Source organism: Amycolatopsis thermalba (assembly GCF_003385215.1).
Lineage (GTDB): Bacteria > Actinomycetota > Actinomycetes > Mycobacteriales > Pseudonocardiaceae > Amycolatopsis_E > Amycolatopsis_E thermalba.
The window spans coordinates 110222-129880 of record NZ_PQHW01000006.1 but is presented as its reverse complement, the minus strand read 5'-3'; the positions used below and the strand labels follow the sequence as shown (position 1 = coordinate 129880).

Here is a 19659-nt window from a genome sequence, read left to right as displayed (position 1 = left end):
GGAGTGGTGCGGGGGGTAGGGGCTTGCGTTGCCGGGTGGCGGTTTTGTGGCCTTCTTGACCTCCACCGTGCTGGAGGTGTCAGGCTGGCGCCATGATCGTCGAAGCCCGGTCGCGTGGTGTGTTGTGGACGGCCGAGCACCGGACGACCACCGTGGCCAGCCTGCTGGTCGTCACCCTGATCGCGTTCGAGAACATGGGCGTCGCCACCGCGATGCCCACCATGGTCGCCGACCTGGACGGGCAGCGTCTCTACTCGTGGCCGTTCACCGCGTTCCTCGTGGCCAGCGTCGTCGCGACCGTGCTGTCCGGGCGGTTCTGCGACCGCCGCGGCCCGGCGCTGCCGATGCTCGCCGGGCCCGCCCTCTTCCTCGCCGGCCTGATCGTCGCCGGGACCGCCACCGACATGGCGCTCCGGCTCGTCGGCCGGGTCCTCCAGGGGCTGGGCTCGGGCACCGTCCTGGTCGCCGTCTCACTGCTGATCGCGCTCGTCTACACCGACCGCGAACGGCCGATGATGTACGCGGCCAACGCCGCCGCCTGGGTGCTGCCCGCCGTGATCGGGCCGACCGTCGCCGGCCTGGTCACCGAGCACCTCGGCTGGCGCTGGGTGTTCCTCGGCCTCGCGCCGCTGGCCGTGGTCGGTCTCCTCATGCTGATCCCGGTCGCCCGCCGGCTCACCCACGTCGCCGGCGAACGGCAGCGCCGGGCCGGGATCGTCGTCGCCCTCGCCGCCGCCGTCGGGGTCGCCGCGCTGACCTGGGCCGCCCAGCACCCCAGCCCGGCCGCGCTCGGCTACGGCGCCGCCGGGCTCCTCGCGCTCGCCCTGGCGGTCCGCCGCCTCGTCCCGCCCGGCACGGTCACCGCGCGGCCCGGCCTGCCCACCGTGGTCGCCTCCCGCGCCCTGCTCGGCGGCGCCTTCGCCGGGATGGAGGCCTACCTGCCGCTGGCCATGGCCACCGTCCACGGCTACAGCCCGGCGCTGGCCGGGCTCCCGCTGACCGCCACCGCGCTCACCTGGTCGGCGGCCTCGGCCGTGCAGGGCCGTCACCCGGACTGGTCCCGCGAGAAGCTGCTGCGCGCCGGGTTCGCCATGGTCGCCGTCAGCGTGCTGCTGTTCGGGTTCGTCGCGCAGCCGTGGTTCCCCGGCTGGCTCGCGTTCGTCGCGTGCCTGATCGGCGGGGCCGGCATGGGCGTCGCCTACCCGTCGATCTCGCTGCTGTTGCTGCGCTTCTCGCCCGAGCACGAGCGCGGGTTCAACACCTCCGCGATGCAGCTCGGCGACTGGGTCACCTCGGCGCTGACCGTGGGCTTCGGCGGGGTCCTGCTCGGCCTGCTCGCCTCGGCTCGCGAGCCCGCTCCGGCCCTGGGTGTGCTCGCGCTCACCCTCGCCGCGCTCGCCGTGGTGGGCGTCGTCATCACCCGCCGGTGGCCCACGCGCGGGTGATACCGCACGGTCTACCCTGGTAGTGCGATGACCTATCTCGACCACGCGGCGACCACCCCGATGTCGCCGTCCGCCATTGCGGCGATGAGCGAGGCGCTGTCCACGGTGGGCAACGCCAGCTCGCTGCATTCCTCCGGCCGCCGGGCGCGGCGGGCCGTCGAGGAGGCGCGGGAGGTCATCGGCGAGGCGCTGGGCGCTCGTCCGTCCGAGGTCATCTTCACCGCGGGTGGCACGGAGAGTGACAACCTTGCGGTGAAGGGCATCTTCTGGGCACGCCACGGCACCGACCCGGCCCGCCGCCGCGTCCTGGCGAGCGCAGTCGAGCACCACGCCGTGCTCGACGCGGTGCAGTGGCTGGCCGACCACGCGCAGGCCGAGGTGACCTGGCTGGACGTGGACGAGCACGGCCGCGTGCTGCCGGAGACGCTGCGCAAGGCCATCGAGGCCGACCCGGACGACGTGGCGCTGGTCACCGTCATGTGGGCGAACAACGAGGTCGGCACGGTCAACCCGATGCCGGAGCTGGCCGAGATCTGCGCCGAGCACGACATCCCGCTGCACACCGACGCCGTGCAGGCCGTCGGCGCGGTCCCGGTCCACTTCGCCGACAGCGGCGTGGCCGCGCTGACCCTCACCGGGCACAAGCTCGGCGGCCCGTACGGCGTCGGCGCGCTCCTGCTCTCGCGCGACACCGAATGCGTGCCGCTGCTGCACGGCGGTGGCCAGGAACGCGACGTCCGCTCCGGCACGCTCGACGTGCCGGCCATCCGCGCGTTCGCCACGGCCGTCGAGGAGGCGGTGCGCGAGCAGCCGCGCTACGCCGAGCGGGTCGGCGGCCTGCGGGACGCGCTGATCGAGGCGGTCCGGCGCGAGGTGCCCGACGTGATCCTCAACGGCATGCCCGGCGGCGAGGGCAGGCTGCCCGGCATCGCGCACTTCACGTTCCCCGGCTGCGCGGGCGACAGCCTGCTGATGCTGCTGGACGCCAAGGGCATCGAGTGCTCGACCGGCTCGGCGTGCACCGCGGGTGTCGCGCAGCCCAGCCACGTGCTGCTGGCGATGGGCGCCGACGCCGCGTCGGCCCGCGGTTCGCTGCGGTTCTCGCTCGGGCACACGTCCACACCGGACGATGTCGAGGCGGTGGCGCGGGAGATCGGCGCCGTGGTCGCGCGGGCGCGGCAGGCCGGGCTGTCCGGGCTGCGCAAGAACAAGCAGGAGGTGTGATGCGGGTACTGGCCGCGATGAGCGGGGGAGTGGACTCGGCCGTGGCGGCGGCCCGCGCGGTGGAGGCCGGGCACGACGTGGTCGGCGTGCACCTGGCGCTGTCGGCCAAGCCCGGCACGCTGCGCACCGGGTCGCGCGGGTGCTGCACGATCGAGGACTCGCACGACGCGCGCCGCGCCGCGGACATCCTCGGCATCCCGTTCTACGTCTGGGACTTCGCCGAGCGGTTCACCGAGGAGGTCATCGAGACCTTCGTCGGCGAGTACGCCGCCGGCCGCACGCCCAACCCGTGCGTCACGTGCAACGAGAAGATCAAGTTCGAGGCCCTGCTGGAGAAGGCGATCGCGCTCGGGTTCGACGCCGTCGCCACCGGCCACTACGCCCGGCTGTCCGTTGTGGACGGTGTGCCGGAGCTGCGCCGCGCGGTGGACCCGGACAAGGACCAGTCCTACGTGCTGGCCTCGCTGACGCCCGAGCAGCTGCGGCACTCGATGTTCCCGGTCGGCGACACCCGCAAGCCGGACATCCGCGCGGAGGCCGAACGCCGCGGGCTCGCCGTGGCGCGCAAGCCGGACAGCCACGACATCTGTTTCATCCCGGACGGCGACACCAAGAAGTTCCTGGAGAAGCGCCTCGGCCAGCGGCCGGGTGACCTGGTGGACGCCGAGACCGGGGCGGTCCTCGGCCGCCACACCGGCGTGCACGGCTTCACCATCGGCCAGCGCAAGGGCCTGGGCATCGACCGCTCGGTGCTGGACGGCAAGCCGCGCTACGTGCTGGCGCTGGAGCCGGTGTCCGGCACGGTCAAGGTCGGCTCGGCGGACGCGCTGACCGTCCGCGAGATCCGCGCCGACCGCCCGGTCTGGCCGGGGCGGCCGCTGGACGGCCCGACGGAGTGCGTGGTCCAGGTCCGCGCGCACGGCGGTCTCGGCGAGGCCGTCGCCGAGGTCGACGGCGACCAGGTGCGGATCCAGCTGCGCGAACCCCTCACCGGCGTCGCCCCCGGGCAGGTCGTCGTGCTCTACCGGCCGGACGCCGCGGGCGACGTCGTGCTGGGCAGCGCGAAGATCGCGGCAACCGACGGGTAACGCCCGATCTGGTGAACTCGGTGGCTGTGCGGTTTAGCCGCGCGGCGCTAGCATCGTGGTCCGGTTCCGGCCGGAGACACGACCACGTTGCCGAGGGGGCGAACCTGGTGTCCGACGTGCCGCGCACCCCGCTCACCGAGCGGCTGCTGGACCTCGCCGTCGAGTACCGCTCCGGGGCGTGCGTGGTGCGCGCGAGCGGCGAGATCGACCTCTGCACCGCGCCCCGGCTCGCCGAGGCGCTCGCCGGGCGACCCGGCCCGGTCGTGCTCGACCTGACCCGGGTCGCGTTCCTCAGCGCCGCCGGGGTGCAGGCGATGCTCGACGTGCGGGACCGGGAGCTGCGGGTGGTCGCTCCGCGGAGCAGTCAGCCCGCCCGCGTCCTCGGCCTCACCGGCGTGACCGCGGTCCTGCCCCGCTACGAAACGGTGTGCGAGGCGCTGGGTTCGTGATCCGCTGACCGGCGGGAACAGGGCGCGGCCGCCCGGTCACTCCCCGCGGCGGTTGCGTGCTGCCGGAAGTCACGTCGGGAACGGGGCGAGGCGCCGGGGGCCGACACTGAGCACGGCCCAGACGATCTTGCCGCCGTCCCGCGCCGGGGAGCAGCCCCAGGTCCGGGACAGCGCCGAGATGACCTGCAGGCCGTAGCCCTGGAGCCGGCCGCTGGGCCGCTGCCGCAGGACGGCCGGGCGCGGGTCCTCGTCGCGGACGGCGATGGTCAGGTAGCCGCTGCGCAGCTCCAGCCGCACCTCCAGCGCGGTGCCCGCGTGCGTGATCGCGTTCTCGACCAGTTCGGTGGTCACCCCGAGCGCGTCCTCCAGCCGGTGCCGGACGTTCCACTTGCGACAGGTCTCCTGGACGAACAGCCGGGCGCCGTGCGAACTGCTCGGGAGCGGGAGGAACACGGCCGCCCGCCGTCGCCGCAGCGGCGGTTCGGCCACCGCCTCGATCGCCGCCTCGAGGCGTGGGTAGACGGGGACGAAGCGGCGGATGGCGCTGCCGGAGAGCAACCGGTGCCGGTGCGGATCGTTCGCGACGAGCAGCACCGGCACGGCGGGCCACTGGTCGGTGCGCATCCGGACCGCCGAAAACACGGTCAGCGCGGGCTCGGTGGTCACGTCCAGGTCGTCGACCTGCGCGATCAGCGCCCGCGGCTGGTCCAGCGTCAGCTTGATCAGGCTGTCCCGGAGTTCCCCGTAGCTGTGGGTGTTCAGCCGCCCGGTGAGGTCGACGACCGTGCACCCGGCGACGTCCCGTTGCCGGATGAGGACCCGTCCAGCGGTGCTCATACTTCCGACACCGCCTCCACACTTCTCGTCGATCGTGTCAGCGGATTGATACCCCGCCGGAGGGCCGGTCATTCCTCCCCGGGCGATTCCGTGTGCGCCAATCCCCGCAACAGGGGCAGAAGAACGTCGTCGACGATCTCGGTAATCGTTTTCTCGTCGATTTCCCGGTGGTGGAAGATGGCCTCGGCGCGGATGAGGTCGAGGGGGACGCGCGCGACGCGCGGCGTGATCCGCACGGGCGGGATCTCCCCGCGCTCCACGGCTTTCCGCACGACGGTCTCGACGGCGGGCCACTGCCTGGTGGCGGCGATCTGCTTGAGCAGCAAGGCGAACACTTCGGGATCGCGGCACGTTTCGCTCATCAGTCCGGCGAGAACGTCGCGCGGGGTGTCCTGGAATCGATGCACGAACCGATGCAACAGCGCCAGCAGGTCCGACCCGAGCGCGCCGGTGTCGGGCAGGTCGCCGCCGTCCGGCGCGCGACGGCGCCAGGCCGCGAGGACCAGTTCGGGACGCCCGGGCCAGCGCCGGTAGATGACCGGCTTGCTGGTGCCCGCGCGGGCCGCGACGCCCTCCATGGTGAGTTTGGCGTAGCCGACCTCGACGAGTTCGGCCCAGGCCGCGTCCAGGATCGCGGACTCCAGTTCCGCCCCGTGGCGCCTCGACTTCGGCTCCGGCACCGGTTCTCCAAAATACGTTGCGTTTCTTACGGCGGTAGTCTACTCAGTGAATACCATTCGTTTCCTAGGGGGAATCGTGCTCAACCGGATATTGCGGACATTCCTGCGTCCGTACTGGCGAGCGCTCGCCGCGGTGGTGGTGCTGCAGCTCGTGGGCACCATCGCTTCGCTCTACCTGCCGAGCCTCAACGCCGACATCATCGATCGCGGCGTGGCCACGGGGGACACCGGCTACATCTTCTCCACCGGCGGCTGGATGCTGGCCGTGACGCTGCTGCAGATCGCCTGCGCCATCGGCGCGGTGTACTTCGGGGCGCGCAGCGCGGCCGGCTTCGGGCGCGACGTGCGGGCCGCCGTCTTCCACCGCGTGGGCGGCTTCTCCGCGCGCGAAGTGGCGCAGTTCGGGGCGCCCTCGCTGATCACCCGCACCACCAACGACGTGCAGCAGGTGCAGATGATCGTGGTGATGGGCTGCACGATCCTGATCATGGCGCCGATCATGTGCGTCGGCGGCATCGTGCTCGCGCTCGAACAGGACGTGGGGTTGTCCTGGCTGCTGCTGGTCGCGATCCCGGTGCTGCTCGCCGCGATCGGGCTCATCGTGTCGCGCATGGTGCCGCAGTTCCGGCTCATGCAGACGCGCATCGACCAGGTCAACCGCGTGCTTCGGGAACAGCTGTCCGGCATCCGCGTGGTGCGGGCGTTCGTGCGCGAGCGCGACGAGGTGCGGCGCTTCGCCGTCGCCAACGACGAGCTGACCGTCACCGCGCTGCGCGTCGGCCGCCTGCAGGCGCTGATCTTCCCCACGGTCATGCTGGTGATGAACGCCTCCAGCGTCGCCGTGCTGTGGTTCGGCGCGCACCGCGTGGCGAGCGGGGAGATGCAGATCGGTGCCCTGACGGCGTTCCTGAACTACCTGATCCAGATCCTGATGTCGGTCACCATGGCGACCTTCATCGCGACGATGATCCCGCGCGCGTCCGTGTGCGCCGAGCGCATCGCGGAGGTGCTGGACACCGACTCGTCGGTGCGGCCGCCGCTGCGGCCGGTGCGGGAGGTGACCGAGCACGGCGCCGTCGAGTTCCAGGGGGTGGAGTTCCGGTACCCGGGCGCGGACGCCCCGGTGCTGCGGGACATCGCGTTCCGCGCGGAGGCCGGGAAGACCACCGCGATCATCGGCAGCACCGGCGCCGGCAAGACCACGCTGCTGTCGCTGGTGCCGCGGCTCTTCGACGCCACGGCGGGGCGGGTGCTGGTCGACGGCGTCGACGTCCGGGAACTCGACCCGGACGTGCTGTGGGGCCGCATCGGGCTGGTGCCGCAGCGGCCGTACCTGTTCACCGGCACCGTGGCGAGCAACCTGCGCTACGGCAAACCGGACGCCACCGACGAAGAACTGTGGCAGGCGCTGGAGATCGCGCAGGCGCGGGAGTTCGTGTCGGAGATGCCCGGCGGCCTGGACGCGCCGATCGCGCAGGGCGGCACGAACGTCTCCGGCGGCCAGCGGCAGCGGCTCGCGATCGCGCGGGCACTGGTGCGCAAGCCGGAGGTCTACCTGTTCGACGACTCGTTCTCGGCGCTGGACCTGGCGACCGACGCCCGGCTGCGCGCGGCGCTGGCCCCGCACACCGCCGACGCCGCGGTTCTCGTGGTGGCGCAACGGGTTTCCACGATCGTCGACGCCGACCAGATCGTCGTGCTGGAGAACGGGGAGGTCGCCGGTCTCGGCACGCACGCCGAGCTGGTGCGCGACTGCCCCACCTACCTCGAAATCGTGCAGTCCCAGCTCACCGCGGAGGAAGCGGCGTGACCAGACCAGGTTTCCCCGGCGCGCCAGCCGGGCCCGTGCAGAAGCCGAAGAGCTTCGGCGACGCCGCCCGGCGGCTGATGGGCCGGTTGCGCCCGGAACGGCTCACGCTCGCGTTCGTGGTCGTCCTCGGGGTCGCGAGCGTCGCGTTCACCGTGGTGGGGCCGAAGATCCTGGGCCACGCCACGGACATCATCTTCGGCGGGTTCATCTCCAGCCGCCTGCCCGAGGGCACCACCACCGAGCAGGCCGTCGCGGCGGCGCGGGCGGAGGGCAACACCAACCTCGCCGACATGCTCGCCCGGATGGACGTGGTGCCGGGCGCGGGCATCGACTTCACCGCGCTCGGCCGGGTGCTGGCGTGGGTGCTGGTGCTGTACGTGGCCGCGTCGGTCTTCGGGTGGCTGCAGGGGTACCTGCTCAACGGGGCTGTGCAGCGCGTGGTGTACCGGCTGCGTGAGGACGTCGAGGCGAAGCTGCACCGGCTGCCGTTGCGGTACTTCGACGGGCAGCCGCGCGGGGAGCTGCTGTCCCGCGTCACCAACGACATCGACAACATCGCCCTGACGCTGCAACAGACCCTGAGCCAGCTGCTCACGTCGCTGCTGTCGCTGATCGGCGTGCTGGTGATGATGTTCGTGGTGTCGCCGCTGCTGGCGGTGATCGCGTTGCTGGTGGTCCCGGCCTCGATCGTGCTGACCAGGGCGATCGGGAAGCGCTCGCAGAAGCTGTTCGTGGCGCAGTGGAAGCACACCGGCGCGCTCAACGCGCACATCGAGGAGGCGTTCAGCGGGCACGAGCTGGTGACGGTGTTCGGCCGCCGCCGCGAGGTCGAGCGGGAGTTCGGGCGCCGCAACGACGACCTCTACCGCGCCGGGATGGGCGCGCAGTTCATCTCCGGGATCATCATGCCGGCGATGATGTTCCTGTCGAACCTCAGCTACGTGGTGCTGGCCGTCGTCGGTGGTCTGCGCGTCGCCACGGGCACGATGACGCTCGGCGACGTGCAGGCGTTCCTGCAGTACTCGCGCCAGTTCACGCAGCCGTTGACGCAGGCCGCGTCGATGGCGAACCTGCTGCAGTCCGGGGTCGCCTCGGCCGAGCGGGTCTTCGAGCTGCTGGACGCGGCGGAGCAGGAGCCGGACACCGCGTCGCCGAAGCTGCCGGAGCAGCGCCGGGGCCGGGTGGAGTTCGAGCACGTCGGCTTCTCCTACGACCCGGAGCGGCGGCTGATCGAGGACCTGTCGCTGGTGGCCGAGCCGGGGCAGACGGTGGCGATCGTCGGGCCGACCGGGGCGGGCAAGACCACGCTGGTGAACCTGATCATGCGGTTCTACGAGCTGGACGCCGGGCGGATCACCCTCGACGGCGTGGACATCACCGAGATGACCCGCGACGAGCTGCGCGGCCAGACCGGGATGGTGCTGCAGGACACCTGGCTGTTCAACGGCACCATCCGGGACAACATCGCCTACGGCAGGCCGTCGGCGACCGCCGAGGAGGTCGAGGCCGCCGCGCGGGCCACGTTCGTCGACCGGTTCGTGCGCAGCCTGCCCGACGGCTACGACACGGTGATCGACGACGAGGGCACCAACCTCAGCGCGGGGGAGAAGCAGCTGGTGACGATCGCGCGGGCGTTCCTCGCCGATCCGTCGCTGCTGATCCTCGACGAGGCCACCAGCTCGGTCGACACCCGCACCGAGGCGTTGCTGCAGCAGGCGATGGCGGCGCTGCGGACCGACCGCACCTCGTTCGTGATCGCGCACCGCCTGTCCACGATCCGCGACGCCGACCTCATCCTGGTGATGGAGTCGGGGCGGATCGTGGAGCAGGGCACGCACGAGGCGCTGCTCGCCGCGGGCGGGGCCTACTACCGGCTGTACTCGGCGCAGTTCCGCAGCCCGGTGGAAGCCGCTTCCTGACGGGAGGGGCGGCCTCGCCCGGCGACGAGGCCGCCCGCCACCGCGGCGGCGATCACGACGGCACCGAATGCGGTGGCGCCGGTGGCCAGGCCGGTGGCGTCGCTGAGGAACCCCGCGGCGAGCGGGAGGACCGCGGCGGGCACGTAGCCGCCGACGTTCTGCGCCGCGGTGGCCTCGGCGAGCCGGTTGGCCGGGACGCTCGCGTTGACCAGCGTGAGGCCGCCGAACTGGCCCATGCCCTGACCGGTTCCGGCGAGCACCGCGGCGGCCGCCAGCAGCGCGAGCGACGAGGTCGGCAGCGCGGCGATCAGGGCGGCCATGCTCGCCGTGGTCGAGGCGGCGCCGGCGATCAGGATGGTCCGGGCGGGCAGCCCGCGCACGGCGAACTGGATGCCCGTCGCGCCGAGGAACATGACGAACGCGAGCGCTCCGGCGACGATCCGGTCGGTGCTGCCCAGCAGTTCGGTCAGCACGGACGGGCCGAGGGACAGCACGAACGAGGTCGCCGTGATGCCGGGTGCGAACACGGCGATGCCGCGCAGGACGGCGCCGCGGCCGTCCGGGTGGACGTCCGGGATCCGGATCCAGGCGCGGGTGGCGCTGCGCGGGCGGGGCAGCGGCAGCCGCGCGACGACGACCGCGGCCGAGGCGAGCAGGACGATCTCGGCGAGGAAGATCGTGACCGTCGGCCCGGGCAGGGTTTCCGACGCGACGCCGGCCAGCAGCGGCCCGAGGCCCGCGCCGAGGACCATCGCGGTCGAGGACGCCAGCGCCGCGGTCTTGCCGCGGCCCGGGGCGACGTCGTTGACCGCGGCCATGCCGGCGGAGACCGCGGCGCCGACGGCGAGCCCGGCGAGGAACCGCGCGATCGCCAGGGCGAGCACCGAGGTGGCGGTGGCGAAGAGGACGCAGGCGACGATGCCCAGCGCGAGCGCCGGGAGGAGAACGGGTTTGCGCCCGATCCGGTCCGAGACCACGCCCGCGACCAGGAGCGCGCCGAGCAGGCCCGCGATGTAGCAGGCGAAGACGACGGTCAGGACGCCGGCGGAGAAGCCGAGTTCGCGTTGCCAGAGCACGTAGAGCGGGGTCGGGGCGTTGGACAGGACGAACACGGCGAGGACCGGCCAGGCGGCGAGCCAGACGGCGCGTTGCGGGATCACGTGCTGCTCCTAGTTCGACTTTTCTCGTACTTGTTCGAAGATAGCCGAACTGAGAGCTATGATCGGGATTGTGACCGAGGAGACGCTGCCGCAGCCGGCCCGCGAGGAGATCCGCCTGGAAACGGTGCTCTCCGCGCTGAGCGAGCCGCTGCGGCTGGGGATGGTGCGGAAGCTGTTGCTGGAGTCGCCGGGCGTGCCGCGTTCCTGCGGGTGGTTCGGGATCGACCGCCCGAAGTCGACGCTGAGCCACCACTTCAAGCTGCTGCGCGAGGCCGGCGTGACGACGCAGCGGCAGTTCGGACTGGAGCGGCGCAGCGAGGTGCGGGTGACCGACCTGGAGGCGCGGTTCCCGGGACTGCTGGACCTGGTGCGGAACTGGGAGCCACCGGCCGCCGCGTGACTGCGCCCGGCTGGAGGGCTGTGGCGGAGGAGGCCGACGAGCGCGCGCCGTTCTGGTGCTGGAGGTGGGAGCCACCGGCCGCCGTGTGACCCCGCCCGGCTGGAGAGCTGTGGAGGCGGTCGGTGGCGTGTGCCGAAGCGGCTGGAGCCGCCCGGCCGCCGCGTGACCACGCACGGTGGACTGCCGCGACGGAGGCGATTGGTAGGCGCGCCCGCGTTGTTGCCGCGGTCGTGGGCAACCGCGCCTGGCTAAACCACCGGGACGAGGGCGGCCGGTGAGGCGCGTGCCGCAGCGCTGGAGCCACCCGGGCCCGCGTGACCTCGCCTGGTGGGCTGCCGCCGCGGAGGCAGCCGGTGTGTGCGCCACTCTGCCGCGCGGGGCGACCGTGCCCGGTTGGGCTGCCGCGGCGGAAGCCGCCAGTGGGCGCGTGCCGCAATGACTGGAGCCACCTGCCGCCGCGTGACGCCGCCTGGCGGAGCCCGCCGGTGGGCGCGCGCTCCGCTGCCGCGGCCGGGGGCAACCGCGCCTGGCTAAACCACCGCCGCGAAGGCGGCCGGGGGCATGCGGCAGCGGCTGGAACCACCGGCCGCCGCGTGACCCACCGGGCCCCGTGTCAGAGCATCAGCTTGAACCCCACGTGGCTGGCCTCGAACCCGAGCCGCTCGTAGAAGCGGTGCGCGTTCACCCGCGAGGCGTCCGAGGTGAGCTGCACCATCGCGCACCCGCGCCGCCGGGCCTCCTCGACCGCGAACTCCATCAGCGTCGCCCCGAGACCGTTGCCCCGCTGGTCGCCCCGCACCCGCACCGCCTCCACCAGCGCCCGCGTCGCGCCGCGGCGGGACAGGCCCGGGATGAACGTGAGCTGCAAGGTCCCGACCAGGGCGCCGTCCCGCTCCGCCACCGCCAGCAGCTGGTTCGGGTCCGCCGCGATGGCCTCGAACGCCCGCAGGTACCCCGGATCGCCGGGCTGCTCGCGCCGCGCGCCGAGGTGGTCGTCGGCCAGCATCGCCACGATCTCCTCGACATCCGCGCGCCGAGCACGTCTAATGTGGATCTCACTCACGACCGTCGAGTATGGCACCGGCGCCGAAGGAGGAGTCCCCTTGACCACGCTCCGCTCCAGCACCGTCGCGGACATCCTCCGCCGCAGCGCGGCCCGCTGGCCAGCCCGCGTCGCGCTGAAGTTCGCCGGCAGGCAGTGGACCTACGCCGACCTGGACGCCGCCGTCACCCGGGCCGCCGCGCACCTGCTCGGCCTCGGGCTCGTCAAGGGCGACCGGGTCGCCGCCTACGGCAAGAACTCCGACGCCTACCTCATCGGCTTCCTCGCGTGCGCCCGCGCCGGGCTCGTGCACGTGCCGATCAACTACAACCTCACCGGCGACGAGCTGGCCTACCTGGTCGAACAGTCCGGCAGCCGGGTCGCGCTCGCCGACCCCGCCCTCGCCGGCAACCTGCCCGCGCTCGACCGGGTCGTGCCCCTGCGCGACGCGGACGGCTCGCTCGTCGCGCTCTCCGGCGAGGTGCCCGAGCTGGACGTCGAGGTCGGCGACGGCGACCTCGCCCAGCTGCTCTACACCTCCGGCACGACCTCCCGCCCCAAGGGCGCGATGATGACCCACCGCGCGCTGGTCCACGAGTACCTGTCGTGCATCACCGGCCTCGACCTCACCGCGGACGACGACCCGCTGCACGTCATGCCGCTCTACCACTCCGCGCAGATGCACGTGTTCCTCGTGCCGTGGCTGGCCGTCGGCGCGACGAACACGCTGCTGGAGACCCCGGACCCGACCGACATCCTGCGCCGCCTGGCCGAGGACCGGCACGGCGCGTTCTTCGCCGCGCCCACGCTGTGGGTCGCGCTGGCCAACCACCCGGACTTCGGTTCGCGGGACCTCAGCGCGCTGCGCAAGGCGTACTACGGCGCGTCGATCATGCCCGGCCCGGTGCTCGACCGGCTCCGCCAGGCCATGCCGGAACTGGGTTTCTACAACTGCTTCGGGCAGTCGGAGATCGGCCCGCTGGCGACCATCCTGCGCCCCGAGGACCACGCCGAGCGCCCCGATTCGGCCGGGCGCCCGGTGCTGTTCGTCGAGCTGCGCGTGGTCGACGCCGAGGGCAACGACGTGGCACCCGGCGAGTCCGGCGAATGCGTCTACCGCAGCCCCCAGCTGTGCGAGGGGTACTGGGACAAGCCCGAGGAAACGGAGGACGCCTTCCGGGACGGCTGGTTCCACTCCGGTGATCTGGTGCGGATCGACGAACAGGGCTACATCTACGTCGTCGACCGCATCAAGGACGTCATCAACACCGGTGGCGTGCTGGTGGCCTCCCGCGAGGTGGAGGACGCGCTCTACACCCACCCCGCGGTCGCCGAAGCCGCGGTGATCGGCGTCCCGGACGAGAAGTGGATCGAGGCGATCACCGCCGTGGTGGTGTCCAAGGAGGACGTCTCACCGGAGGCGCTGATCGCCCACGTCCGCGAGCGGTTGTCCGCGTTCAAGGTCCCGAAGGCGGTCCGCTTCGTGCCGGACCTGCCGCGCAACGCCTCGGGCAAGATCCTCAAGCGCGAGCTGCGGGACCGCTTCTCCTGACCGTCACGCCGTGCGGGCCCGCAGCGGTGCGCCCATTTCGTGCAGGTGCCGCAGCACCTCGCGGTAGGACTGCACCAGGCCGGTCTGGCTGTAGGAGATCCCGTGCGCGGCGCAGAACCGCTGCACGATGGGCTGTGCGTGGCGCAGGTGCGGACGCGGCATGCTGGGGAACAGGTGGTGCTCGATCTGGTAGTTCAGCCCGCCGAGGAGGAAGTCGGTGAACCAGCCGCCGCGGACGTTGCGCGAGGTCAGCACCTGCTTGCGGAGGAAGTCGGCCGACTCGCCGGTCATCGTGGGCATCCCCTTGTGGTTGGGGGCGAACGAGCATCCCATGTAGACACCCCAGAGCGCCTGGTGCACCACGACGAACAGCACGGCGAGGCCGGGTGACAGGACGAGGAACACGGCGGCGAGGTAGCCCACGGTGTGGGCCACCAGCAGCGCGCCTTCCAGGCGCCGGGCCTTGGTCTCGCCCCGCCAGACCGCGCGGATGCCGGAGGCGTGCAGGTTCAGCCCCTCCAGCATGAGCAGCGGGAAGAACAGCACCGCCTGGTGCTTGGCCATCCAGCGGAGGAAGCCGGTCTTGAGGCTCGCCTGGCCGCGGGTGAACGCCAGCGCCGGGATGTCCAGGTCCGGGTCGTGGTCCTCGTGGTTGGGGTTGGCGTGGTGCCGGTTGTGCCCGGAGATCCACGACTGGTAGCTCATGCCGATCAGGCCGCCGTGCAGGGTGCCGAGCGTGTCGTTGGGACGGCGCGTCCGGAAGATCTGCTTGTGCCCGGCGTCGTGCCCGAGGAACGCCAGCTGCGCCGACACCACGGCGAGCAGCGCGGCGATCAGCAACTGCCACCAGCTGTCGCCGAGGAAGGCGAACGCCGTCCAGGCACCGGCGAAGACGACGAGCGTGGCCGTGATCCGGCGGGCGTAGTAGGCGTAGCGGCGCCGCAGCAGGCCGGCGGCACGGATCTCCCGCGACAGGGCGGCGTAGTCGCTGCCGGTCGTGGGAGCTGTGGCCGCGGTCACCGGCGCCTGGCCGGCGTCGACGACGGCGCGGTGAACCGGACCTGCCGCGCGGCTGCCGCGTCCAGTTCGCCCGCCACGTGGCTGGTCTCCTCGACCAGGGGGTGGCTGAACAGGACGGGCTCGACCGTGACGGAGGTACGGGTGTGACGAGAGGTGTGGATCATGGAAGCTCCTTGGCGGGTGGCCGGCGCCGTTCGGCGCGGCAGCCACGGGTGGAAGAACGACCGGCCGGCGGTTCGTCGGAACGGCGCGGCTGGTGGAGTAGGTCTCAGCGGGGGGCGAGCATGAGCATCGCATCAGGTTCGCCGTTCCGGTGCTCCTCCGCACCCGGTGTCGACGGCGACCGAACCCGCCCGCTGTCACCCAGCCTACGCGAAGTCGCGCTCCAGCGCCGCGCCACCCGGCCGGGACCCGCTCGCAGGATGTGTCTGATCGGGAGGAGTGCACCACATCCCTGCTCGACGAATGAGCCTACGCCCGGCCCAGGACCGACAATGGCCAACGACGACCACCGCGATCCGGCACAACCTCGGCACCGGCCAATCCGCCACCTTTGGTCCAGGTGATGAGGGTGTGGAGGACGACCGCGCTGCGAGAGACGATGGCGAGCTCGTCGTAGCGAGTGGTCAGGCCGCGCCATTGTTTGAGCAGGGTGAAGCGGCGTTCGACGACGTTGCGCCCGCGGTGGTCCGTCGAGTCGAAAGCCGGTGGGCGGCCGCCGCGGGATCCGCGGCGTGTGCGGTGCCCGGCCTGATCGGCAGCTCCGGGGATCACCGCGACGATGCCGCGGGCACGCAGATGTCCGCGGATCGCCCTGGAGGAGTAGGCCTGATCGCCGCGACCGGGCCGAGCGACCCGCAAGTGCCGCATCAGGTGTGGAAACATCGGTGCGTCCCCGGTTTGACCGGGCCCGGTCGACACCACCAGCGGCCGGCCGTTGCCGTCGACGAGGTGATGTTCTTTCGTGCTCCAGCCACCGCGGGACCGGCCGATCGCGTGATCAGGCGGCTCGGTCAGCAAATCCGTGTAATCCGACCCAGCCCCCTGCGAAGCGGGTGAGGGTGGTGGCGTGCTGATGTGCCCGGGCGATCGTGGAATCCACCGAGACCGCCCAGCCGATCTGCCCCGCGGCGTCGGCAGCGGCGAGCCGGCGCTGCAGCACAGCGTCCCAGGTGCCGCCACCGGCCCGGCGATGCCAGGTCCAGATCGTCGGCCACGGACCGAACACCGCAGGCACGTCCCGCCACGCGATCCCGCACCGATACCGATACATGATCCCCTCAACCATCGCCCGGGCATCACAGAACGGCCGGCCACGCTTACCGGTACGAACCGGAAGCAGATCGATCAACGCCCACTGAGGATCCGAGAGCAACTGAAACCGCGAAACGCCCAGCAGCGTCCCAGCCACCAGCCCCAACTTTTCTCAGACACGCCCTAGGCCACCGAGTAGCGGCGCACCCCGTCCTCGACCAGGAGCATCAGCTTGCCCTGGTGCACGAGCAGGTCGAGGTGCGCGGCGGTCTCCAGGACGGCGAGCATCTGGTTGAACACGTCCAGCTCGCCCAGCTTGCGCTGCCGCCGCGTCCAGCCCAGCCGCAGCGCCGACTCGTACGCCGTCCGCGCACCGTCCACAATGGTCGTCGCGATGACGTCCAGCCGCTGGGCGTGGTGGTCCAGCAGCTCGTCGACGCGGGCGTGCACGCTGTCGGTCACCGGGCCGTGCGCCGGCAGCATCCGCCGGTCCGGCATGCCGCGCACCAGGCGCAGCGAGTCCAGGAAGTCCCGCAGCGGCATCTCCGCCACCGCGGGCTGGAACCCGATCGACGGCGTGATGTGCGGCAGCACGTGGTCGCCGGTGAACATCAGCCCGGCCGCGCCGTCGTCGAACACCACGTGCCCGGCGGTGTGCCCCGGCGTGTGCACGACGTCCAGCGAGCGGCTCGGCAGCACGGTCCGCCGGCCCGGCGTCAGCCACTCGTCGGGCAGCTCCCAGATCGAGGCCTCCGTGTTGCGGCCGTGGATCTCGAACACCCGCACCAGCTCGTCGGCCACCGGATCGGCGCCGCACGCCCGTAGCGCGGAGATCTGGCCGATGAGCGGCACCACGTCCGGATCCGCCGTCATGCGCAACGACGGCTCCTCCAGCGAGCCCAGCGCGATCCGCCCGCCGAACTCGCGCCGCAGCGCGACCGCCTGCGTGTAGTGGTCGCGGTGCACGTGGGTGACCAGGAACTGGCTCACGTCACCGAGTTCGGCGCCCAGCCCCTTGAGCGCCGCGGCCAGCTGCTCGCGCGCCTCCGCCAGCGCCCAGCCGGAGTCGATGAGCACCAGGTCGTCGGCCTCGGTGAGGGCGTAGACGTTGACGGCCCGCAGCCCGTCGTTCGGCAGCGGCAACGGGATCCGGTGCACGCCCGGCGCCACGGTGTACAGGCCGGGCTCGCTCCACTCGGCGCTGCCTTCGGGAATTGGTTCCACGAGACCTCATCGTCCTTTCCGACCCGGGATATTTCACTTTGGAACTTCCCGGGTGGAATGTCCACCTGCCGCGGTTGAGACCCACGTCACCCTGGCCGCAGCGCGGTCTCCACGGTCAGCGCGGCGGCGATCACCAGGCTCGCCAGCGGGTCCGTGAGCTGCGCGAACACCTCGACGACGTAGCCGCGGCCGGGCTCCTCGGCCGCCCGCGCCACCTCGCTGCCCGCGGAGCCGGTGATGCGGAAGTCGCGCGGGGGCCGGTTCTCCAGCGCGCCGACCGGCCGTCCGTGGGCCGACAGGGCGAACCGGTGCGGCCCGTCGGGGGCGATCTCGCCGATCGGCGTCCCGTCGGCGCGGGTCACCAGAAAGCGTGAGTCGTGCACCCGCACTTTCAGCACGACACTTCCGCCGGAGTCGCGCACCGCGAAACAGTTCGGGCGGAACCGGGCCGATCCGGTGATCATCCGCAGCACTTTCCGGAACGTGCCGTTCTCGGCTTCCGTGACGGTTCCCAGCGGCTGTCCGTACTGGTCCCGCACGCCGGATTCGGCCGCGCCGGCACGGTGGCTGACCACCAGGAAGGGCTCGGTGAACAGGGTGCCGCCGCCCACCTGCCGCGAACCGCTCGTCATGCCGGTCAAGGTTAGCCAGCGAAAATCAAGAACGGGAGACGACCGGTGAATTACGCGGATATGTCCGGTTGACCGGATTTCCGATTGCGGCCCCTTTTCGCCAATCGCCGCCGGTGCCATTTCCCGGCCGTCGGGGCCGGGGCGCGGGTGGCCGGGCGGCCGTGGAGGAGAATCGGGGTGTGAGCGAACACGTCTGGCCACCCGGTGCGGCCACCGCGGTGGGATCGATGCCCGGTACCGACCCGGCGGAGGCGGCCTCGGTCGTCTTCGGCGAGCTGCCCGACTTCCCGCATCTGCCGGAGCTGCCGGCCCGCGGCGTCGGCGCGGACCTGATCGGGCGGACCGCCGCGATGCTGGTCGACCTCGCGATCGAGGTCGTGCCCAGCGGCTACCGGGTCGCCGCCCGGCCGGGGCGCGACCACCGGCGGGCGGTCGACCTGCTGCGCTGGGACCTCGACGCGGTCACCGAAACGGGTGGCGCCCCGCTCATCAAGACGCAGCTGGCCGGGCCGTGGACGCTGGCCGCCGGGATCGAGCTGCCGCGCGGCCACCGCGTGCTCACCGACCGGGGCGCGGTGCGGGAGTTCACCGAATCGGCGCTGGAGGGGCTGGCCGCGCACGTCGGGGAACTGAAGGCCCGCACCGGCGCCGAGGTCGTGGTCCAGTTCGACGAGCCGACGCTGCCGGACGTGCTGGCGGGCGCCCTGCCCACGCCGTCGGGCTACGGCAACGTCCCGGCCGTGCCCGAGCCGGAGGCGCGCGAACTGCTGAGCCGCGTGATCGAACGGGCCGGTGAGCTGACCGGGCAGCCGGTCGTCGTGCACTGCTGCGCCGCGCGGCCGCCGGCCGGCCTGCTGCACGCGGCCGGTGCGGGCGCACTGGCGATCGACGCGACGTTGCTGGCCGGGGCGCCCGCGACCCTGCTCGACGAACTCGGCGAGGCGTGGGACAGCGGGACCGTGTTGTTCCTGGGCCTGGTGCCGGCGCTGGAGCCCGCGCGGCGGCCGTCGCTGCGGGAGCTGGCGCAGCCCGCGCTGGCGCTGGCCGACCGGCTCGGGTTCGCCCGCTCGACCCTGGCCGACCGCGCGGTCCCGACGCCGACCTGCGGCTTCGCCGGGGCGAGCGCCGACTGGACGCGCCGCGCGCTGAAGCTGACCACGGATCTGGGCAAAGCGTTCGTGGAGCCACCGGAAGGCTGGTAGGACTTCGGCGATGCGATGGTTTCGACGACGCCGCGAGGACGACCTGCCCGACCCGCGCACGGCGTGGCCCGAGCAGGCGGTGCCGGACGATCCGGTGGCGGCCGCGGAGCGGTTCTGGCGCCGCTGGGCGGAGATGCTGCTGGAGATCAGCGCGGCGCTGGGCGACCGCGAGCCGCAGCGCGTCGAGGGCGAGCTGGCCGCCGCGGTCGCCGAGCTGCACCCGAACCTGCACGTGTCACTCGAACGAGGCCAGCGGGCCATCTACGCCCTCGTGGTGAGCGGCCAGGAGGACCCCGCGCTGCGGCCGTTCACCGACGCGTGGAAGGCCGCGGCGCCGCCCGAGGACGCCATCTGGGAGTACCACGACTCGGTGCCGCCGGTGCCCGATCCGACCGGCGTGACGGTGAACCTCGGGACGCGGTCGGTCGCGCTGGCCGACGTCCGGGTCGCCGCGCAGGTCGACGAGGCCGACGGGGTCGTCGACGTCGCGGTCCACCACCCGCTGCTGGGTGAACTCGACGCGGCCACCCGGGCGGCGATGACCTTCCTGCCGCTGGACGCGACGCTCGGGGAACGCCTCGCGGCCAAACGGTTACGCAGGGTGGAGGCGGCCGAGACCGAGCCCGCCGGCGCCATCACGCTCCTGGAACTGCGTGACCTGGTCCGCGGTCTGGACGAGGAACGCCCGGAAACTGTCGGGGGTGCTGACTAAGCTGACCGA

Annotated in this window: 20 protein-coding genes; 10 read left to right on the top strand and 10 right to left on the bottom strand. The window is 72.4% G+C overall.

The window, feature by feature from the left end:
- The first annotated feature begins 92 nt into the window (after positions 1-92).
- The 4 genes from D0D15_RS04735 (at position 93) to D0D15_RS04720 (ending at position 4206) form a co-directional block, all read left to right on the top strand.
- Positions 93-1445: an MFS transporter gene (locus tag D0D15_RS04735; protein WP_115944263.1), complete on the top strand. Its 1353-nt coding sequence runs from the start codon at positions 93-95 to the stop codon at positions 1443-1445.
- 27 nt (positions 1446-1472) lie between these two features.
- Positions 1473-2669 carry a cysteine desulfurase family protein gene (locus D0D15_RS04730; RefSeq protein ID WP_094007435.1) on the top strand — a complete coding sequence of 399 codons (1197 nt, stop codon included), beginning with the start codon at positions 1473-1475 and terminating at the stop codon, positions 2667-2669.
- Complete coding sequence (mnmA, locus tag D0D15_RS04725) at positions 2669-3757, top strand: tRNA 2-thiouridine(34) synthase MnmA (RefSeq protein WP_094007434.1); 1089 nt, start codon at positions 2669-2671, stop codon at positions 3755-3757. The genes D0D15_RS04730 and mnmA overlap by 1 nt, the downstream gene beginning before the upstream one ends.
- A gap of 107 nt (positions 3758-3864) precedes the next feature.
- The gene (locus D0D15_RS04720) at positions 3865-4206 is read left to right on the top strand and encodes an STAS domain-containing protein (protein WP_094007433.1); all 342 of its coding nucleotides are present in this window, start codon (positions 3865-3867) and stop codon (positions 4204-4206) included.
- Positions 4207-4275: 69 nt separating this feature from the next.
- On the opposite strand, the gene D0D15_RS04715 is transcribed toward D0D15_RS04720, so the two are convergent.
- Both D0D15_RS04715 and D0D15_RS04710 read right to left on the bottom strand, forming a co-directional pair.
- The gene (locus tag D0D15_RS04715; RefSeq protein ID WP_094007432.1) at positions 4276-5043 is read right to left on the bottom strand and encodes an ATP-binding protein; all 768 of its coding nucleotides are present in this window, start codon (positions 5041-5043) and stop codon (positions 4276-4278) included.
- A 68-nt stretch (positions 5044-5111) separates the two neighbouring features.
- Positions 5112-5723: a TetR/AcrR family transcriptional regulator gene (locus D0D15_RS04710; RefSeq protein ID WP_115944262.1), complete on the bottom strand. Its 612-nt coding sequence runs from the start codon at positions 5721-5723 to the stop codon at positions 5112-5114.
- Between the two features lie 76 nt (positions 5724-5799).
- Here D0D15_RS04710 and D0D15_RS04705 point away from each other — a divergent pair, with 76 nt between their 5' ends.
- Both D0D15_RS04705 and D0D15_RS04700 read left to right on the top strand, forming a co-directional pair.
- Positions 5800-7533 (top strand): ABC transporter ATP-binding protein, encoded by a 1734-nt coding sequence (locus D0D15_RS04705; RefSeq protein WP_094007430.1) that lies wholly within the window; start codon positions 5800-5802, stop codon positions 7531-7533.
- 77 nt (positions 7534-7610) lie between these two features.
- Entirely contained in the window at positions 7611-9452 is a 1842-nt protein-coding gene (locus tag D0D15_RS04700) for an ABC transporter ATP-binding protein (protein WP_233157414.1), read from the top strand.
- Here D0D15_RS04700 and D0D15_RS04695 read toward each other — a convergent pair.
- A complete protein-coding gene (locus D0D15_RS04695) occupies positions 9401-10612 on the bottom strand; it encodes an MFS transporter (protein ID WP_233157412.1) in 1212 nt (403 codons plus the stop codon). The genes D0D15_RS04700 and D0D15_RS04695 overlap by 52 nt on opposite strands.
- Positions 10613-10682: 70 nt before the next feature.
- On the opposite strand from D0D15_RS04695, the gene D0D15_RS04690 reads away from it, so the two are divergent.
- Positions 10683-11012: an ArsR/SmtB family transcription factor gene (locus D0D15_RS04690; RefSeq protein WP_094007453.1), complete on the top strand. Its 330-nt coding sequence runs from the start codon at positions 10683-10685 to the stop codon at positions 11010-11012.
- A 613-nt stretch (positions 11013-11625) separates the two neighbouring features.
- Here the strand turns inward: D0D15_RS04690 and D0D15_RS04685 are convergent.
- On the bottom strand, positions 11626-12066 hold the full coding sequence (locus D0D15_RS04685) for a GNAT family N-acetyltransferase (protein ID WP_369806813.1): 441 nt from the start codon (positions 12064-12066) through the stop codon (positions 11626-11628).
- Positions 12067-12115: 49 nt separating this feature from the next.
- Between D0D15_RS04685 and D0D15_RS04680 the strand changes: the two genes are divergently transcribed.
- Positions 12116-13606: an acyl-CoA synthetase gene (locus D0D15_RS04680; RefSeq protein ID WP_115944260.1), complete on the top strand. Its 1491-nt coding sequence runs from the start codon at positions 12116-12118 to the stop codon at positions 13604-13606.
- 3 nt (positions 13607-13609) lie between these two features.
- Here the strand turns inward: D0D15_RS04680 and D0D15_RS04675 are convergent, their stop codons facing one another.
- From D0D15_RS04675 to D0D15_RS04660, 6 genes are all read right to left on the bottom strand, one after another.
- Positions 13610-14626, bottom strand: coding sequence for a fatty acid desaturase family protein (locus D0D15_RS04675; protein WP_162830496.1), 1017 nt, complete (start codon positions 14624-14626; stop codon positions 13610-13612).
- The gene (locus D0D15_RS35830; protein ID WP_158224468.1) at positions 14623-14790 is read right to left on the bottom strand and encodes a hypothetical protein; all 168 of its coding nucleotides are present in this window, start codon (positions 14788-14790) and stop codon (positions 14623-14625) included. The genes D0D15_RS04675 and D0D15_RS35830 overlap by 4 nt, the downstream gene beginning before the upstream one ends.
- A gap of 307 nt (positions 14791-15097) precedes the next feature.
- Positions 15098-15646: a transposase gene (locus tag D0D15_RS36895; protein WP_233157411.1), complete on the bottom strand. Its 549-nt coding sequence runs from the start codon at positions 15644-15646 to the stop codon at positions 15098-15100.
- A complete protein-coding gene (locus D0D15_RS36890) occupies positions 15627-16037 on the bottom strand; it encodes a transposase (RefSeq protein ID WP_233157410.1) in 411 nt (136 codons plus the stop codon). The genes D0D15_RS36895 and D0D15_RS36890 overlap by 20 nt, the downstream gene beginning before the upstream one ends.
- A 26-nt stretch (positions 16038-16063) precedes the next feature.
- Positions 16064-17104 carry an MBL fold metallo-hydrolase gene (locus D0D15_RS04665; protein WP_094007426.1) on the bottom strand — a complete coding sequence of 347 codons (1041 nt, stop codon included), beginning with the start codon at positions 17102-17104 and terminating at the stop codon, positions 16064-16066.
- Positions 17105-17190: 86 nt separating this feature from the next.
- A complete protein-coding gene (locus D0D15_RS04660; protein WP_094007425.1) occupies positions 17191-17736 on the bottom strand; it encodes an LURP-one-related/scramblase family protein in 546 nt (181 codons plus the stop codon).
- A gap of 179 nt (positions 17737-17915) precedes the next feature.
- Here D0D15_RS04660 and D0D15_RS04655 point away from each other — a divergent pair, with 179 nt between their 5' ends.
- Both D0D15_RS04655 and D0D15_RS04650 read left to right on the top strand, forming a co-directional pair.
- The gene (locus D0D15_RS04655) at positions 17916-18938 is read left to right on the top strand and encodes a uroporphyrinogen decarboxylase/cobalamine-independent methonine synthase family protein (protein ID WP_094007424.1); all 1023 of its coding nucleotides are present in this window, start codon (positions 17916-17918) and stop codon (positions 18936-18938) included.
- A gap of 10 nt (positions 18939-18948) precedes the next feature.
- A complete protein-coding gene (locus tag D0D15_RS04650) occupies positions 18949-19650 on the top strand; it encodes a CBS domain-containing protein (RefSeq protein WP_094007423.1) in 702 nt (233 codons plus the stop codon).
- Positions 19651-19659 lie beyond the last annotated feature (9 nt).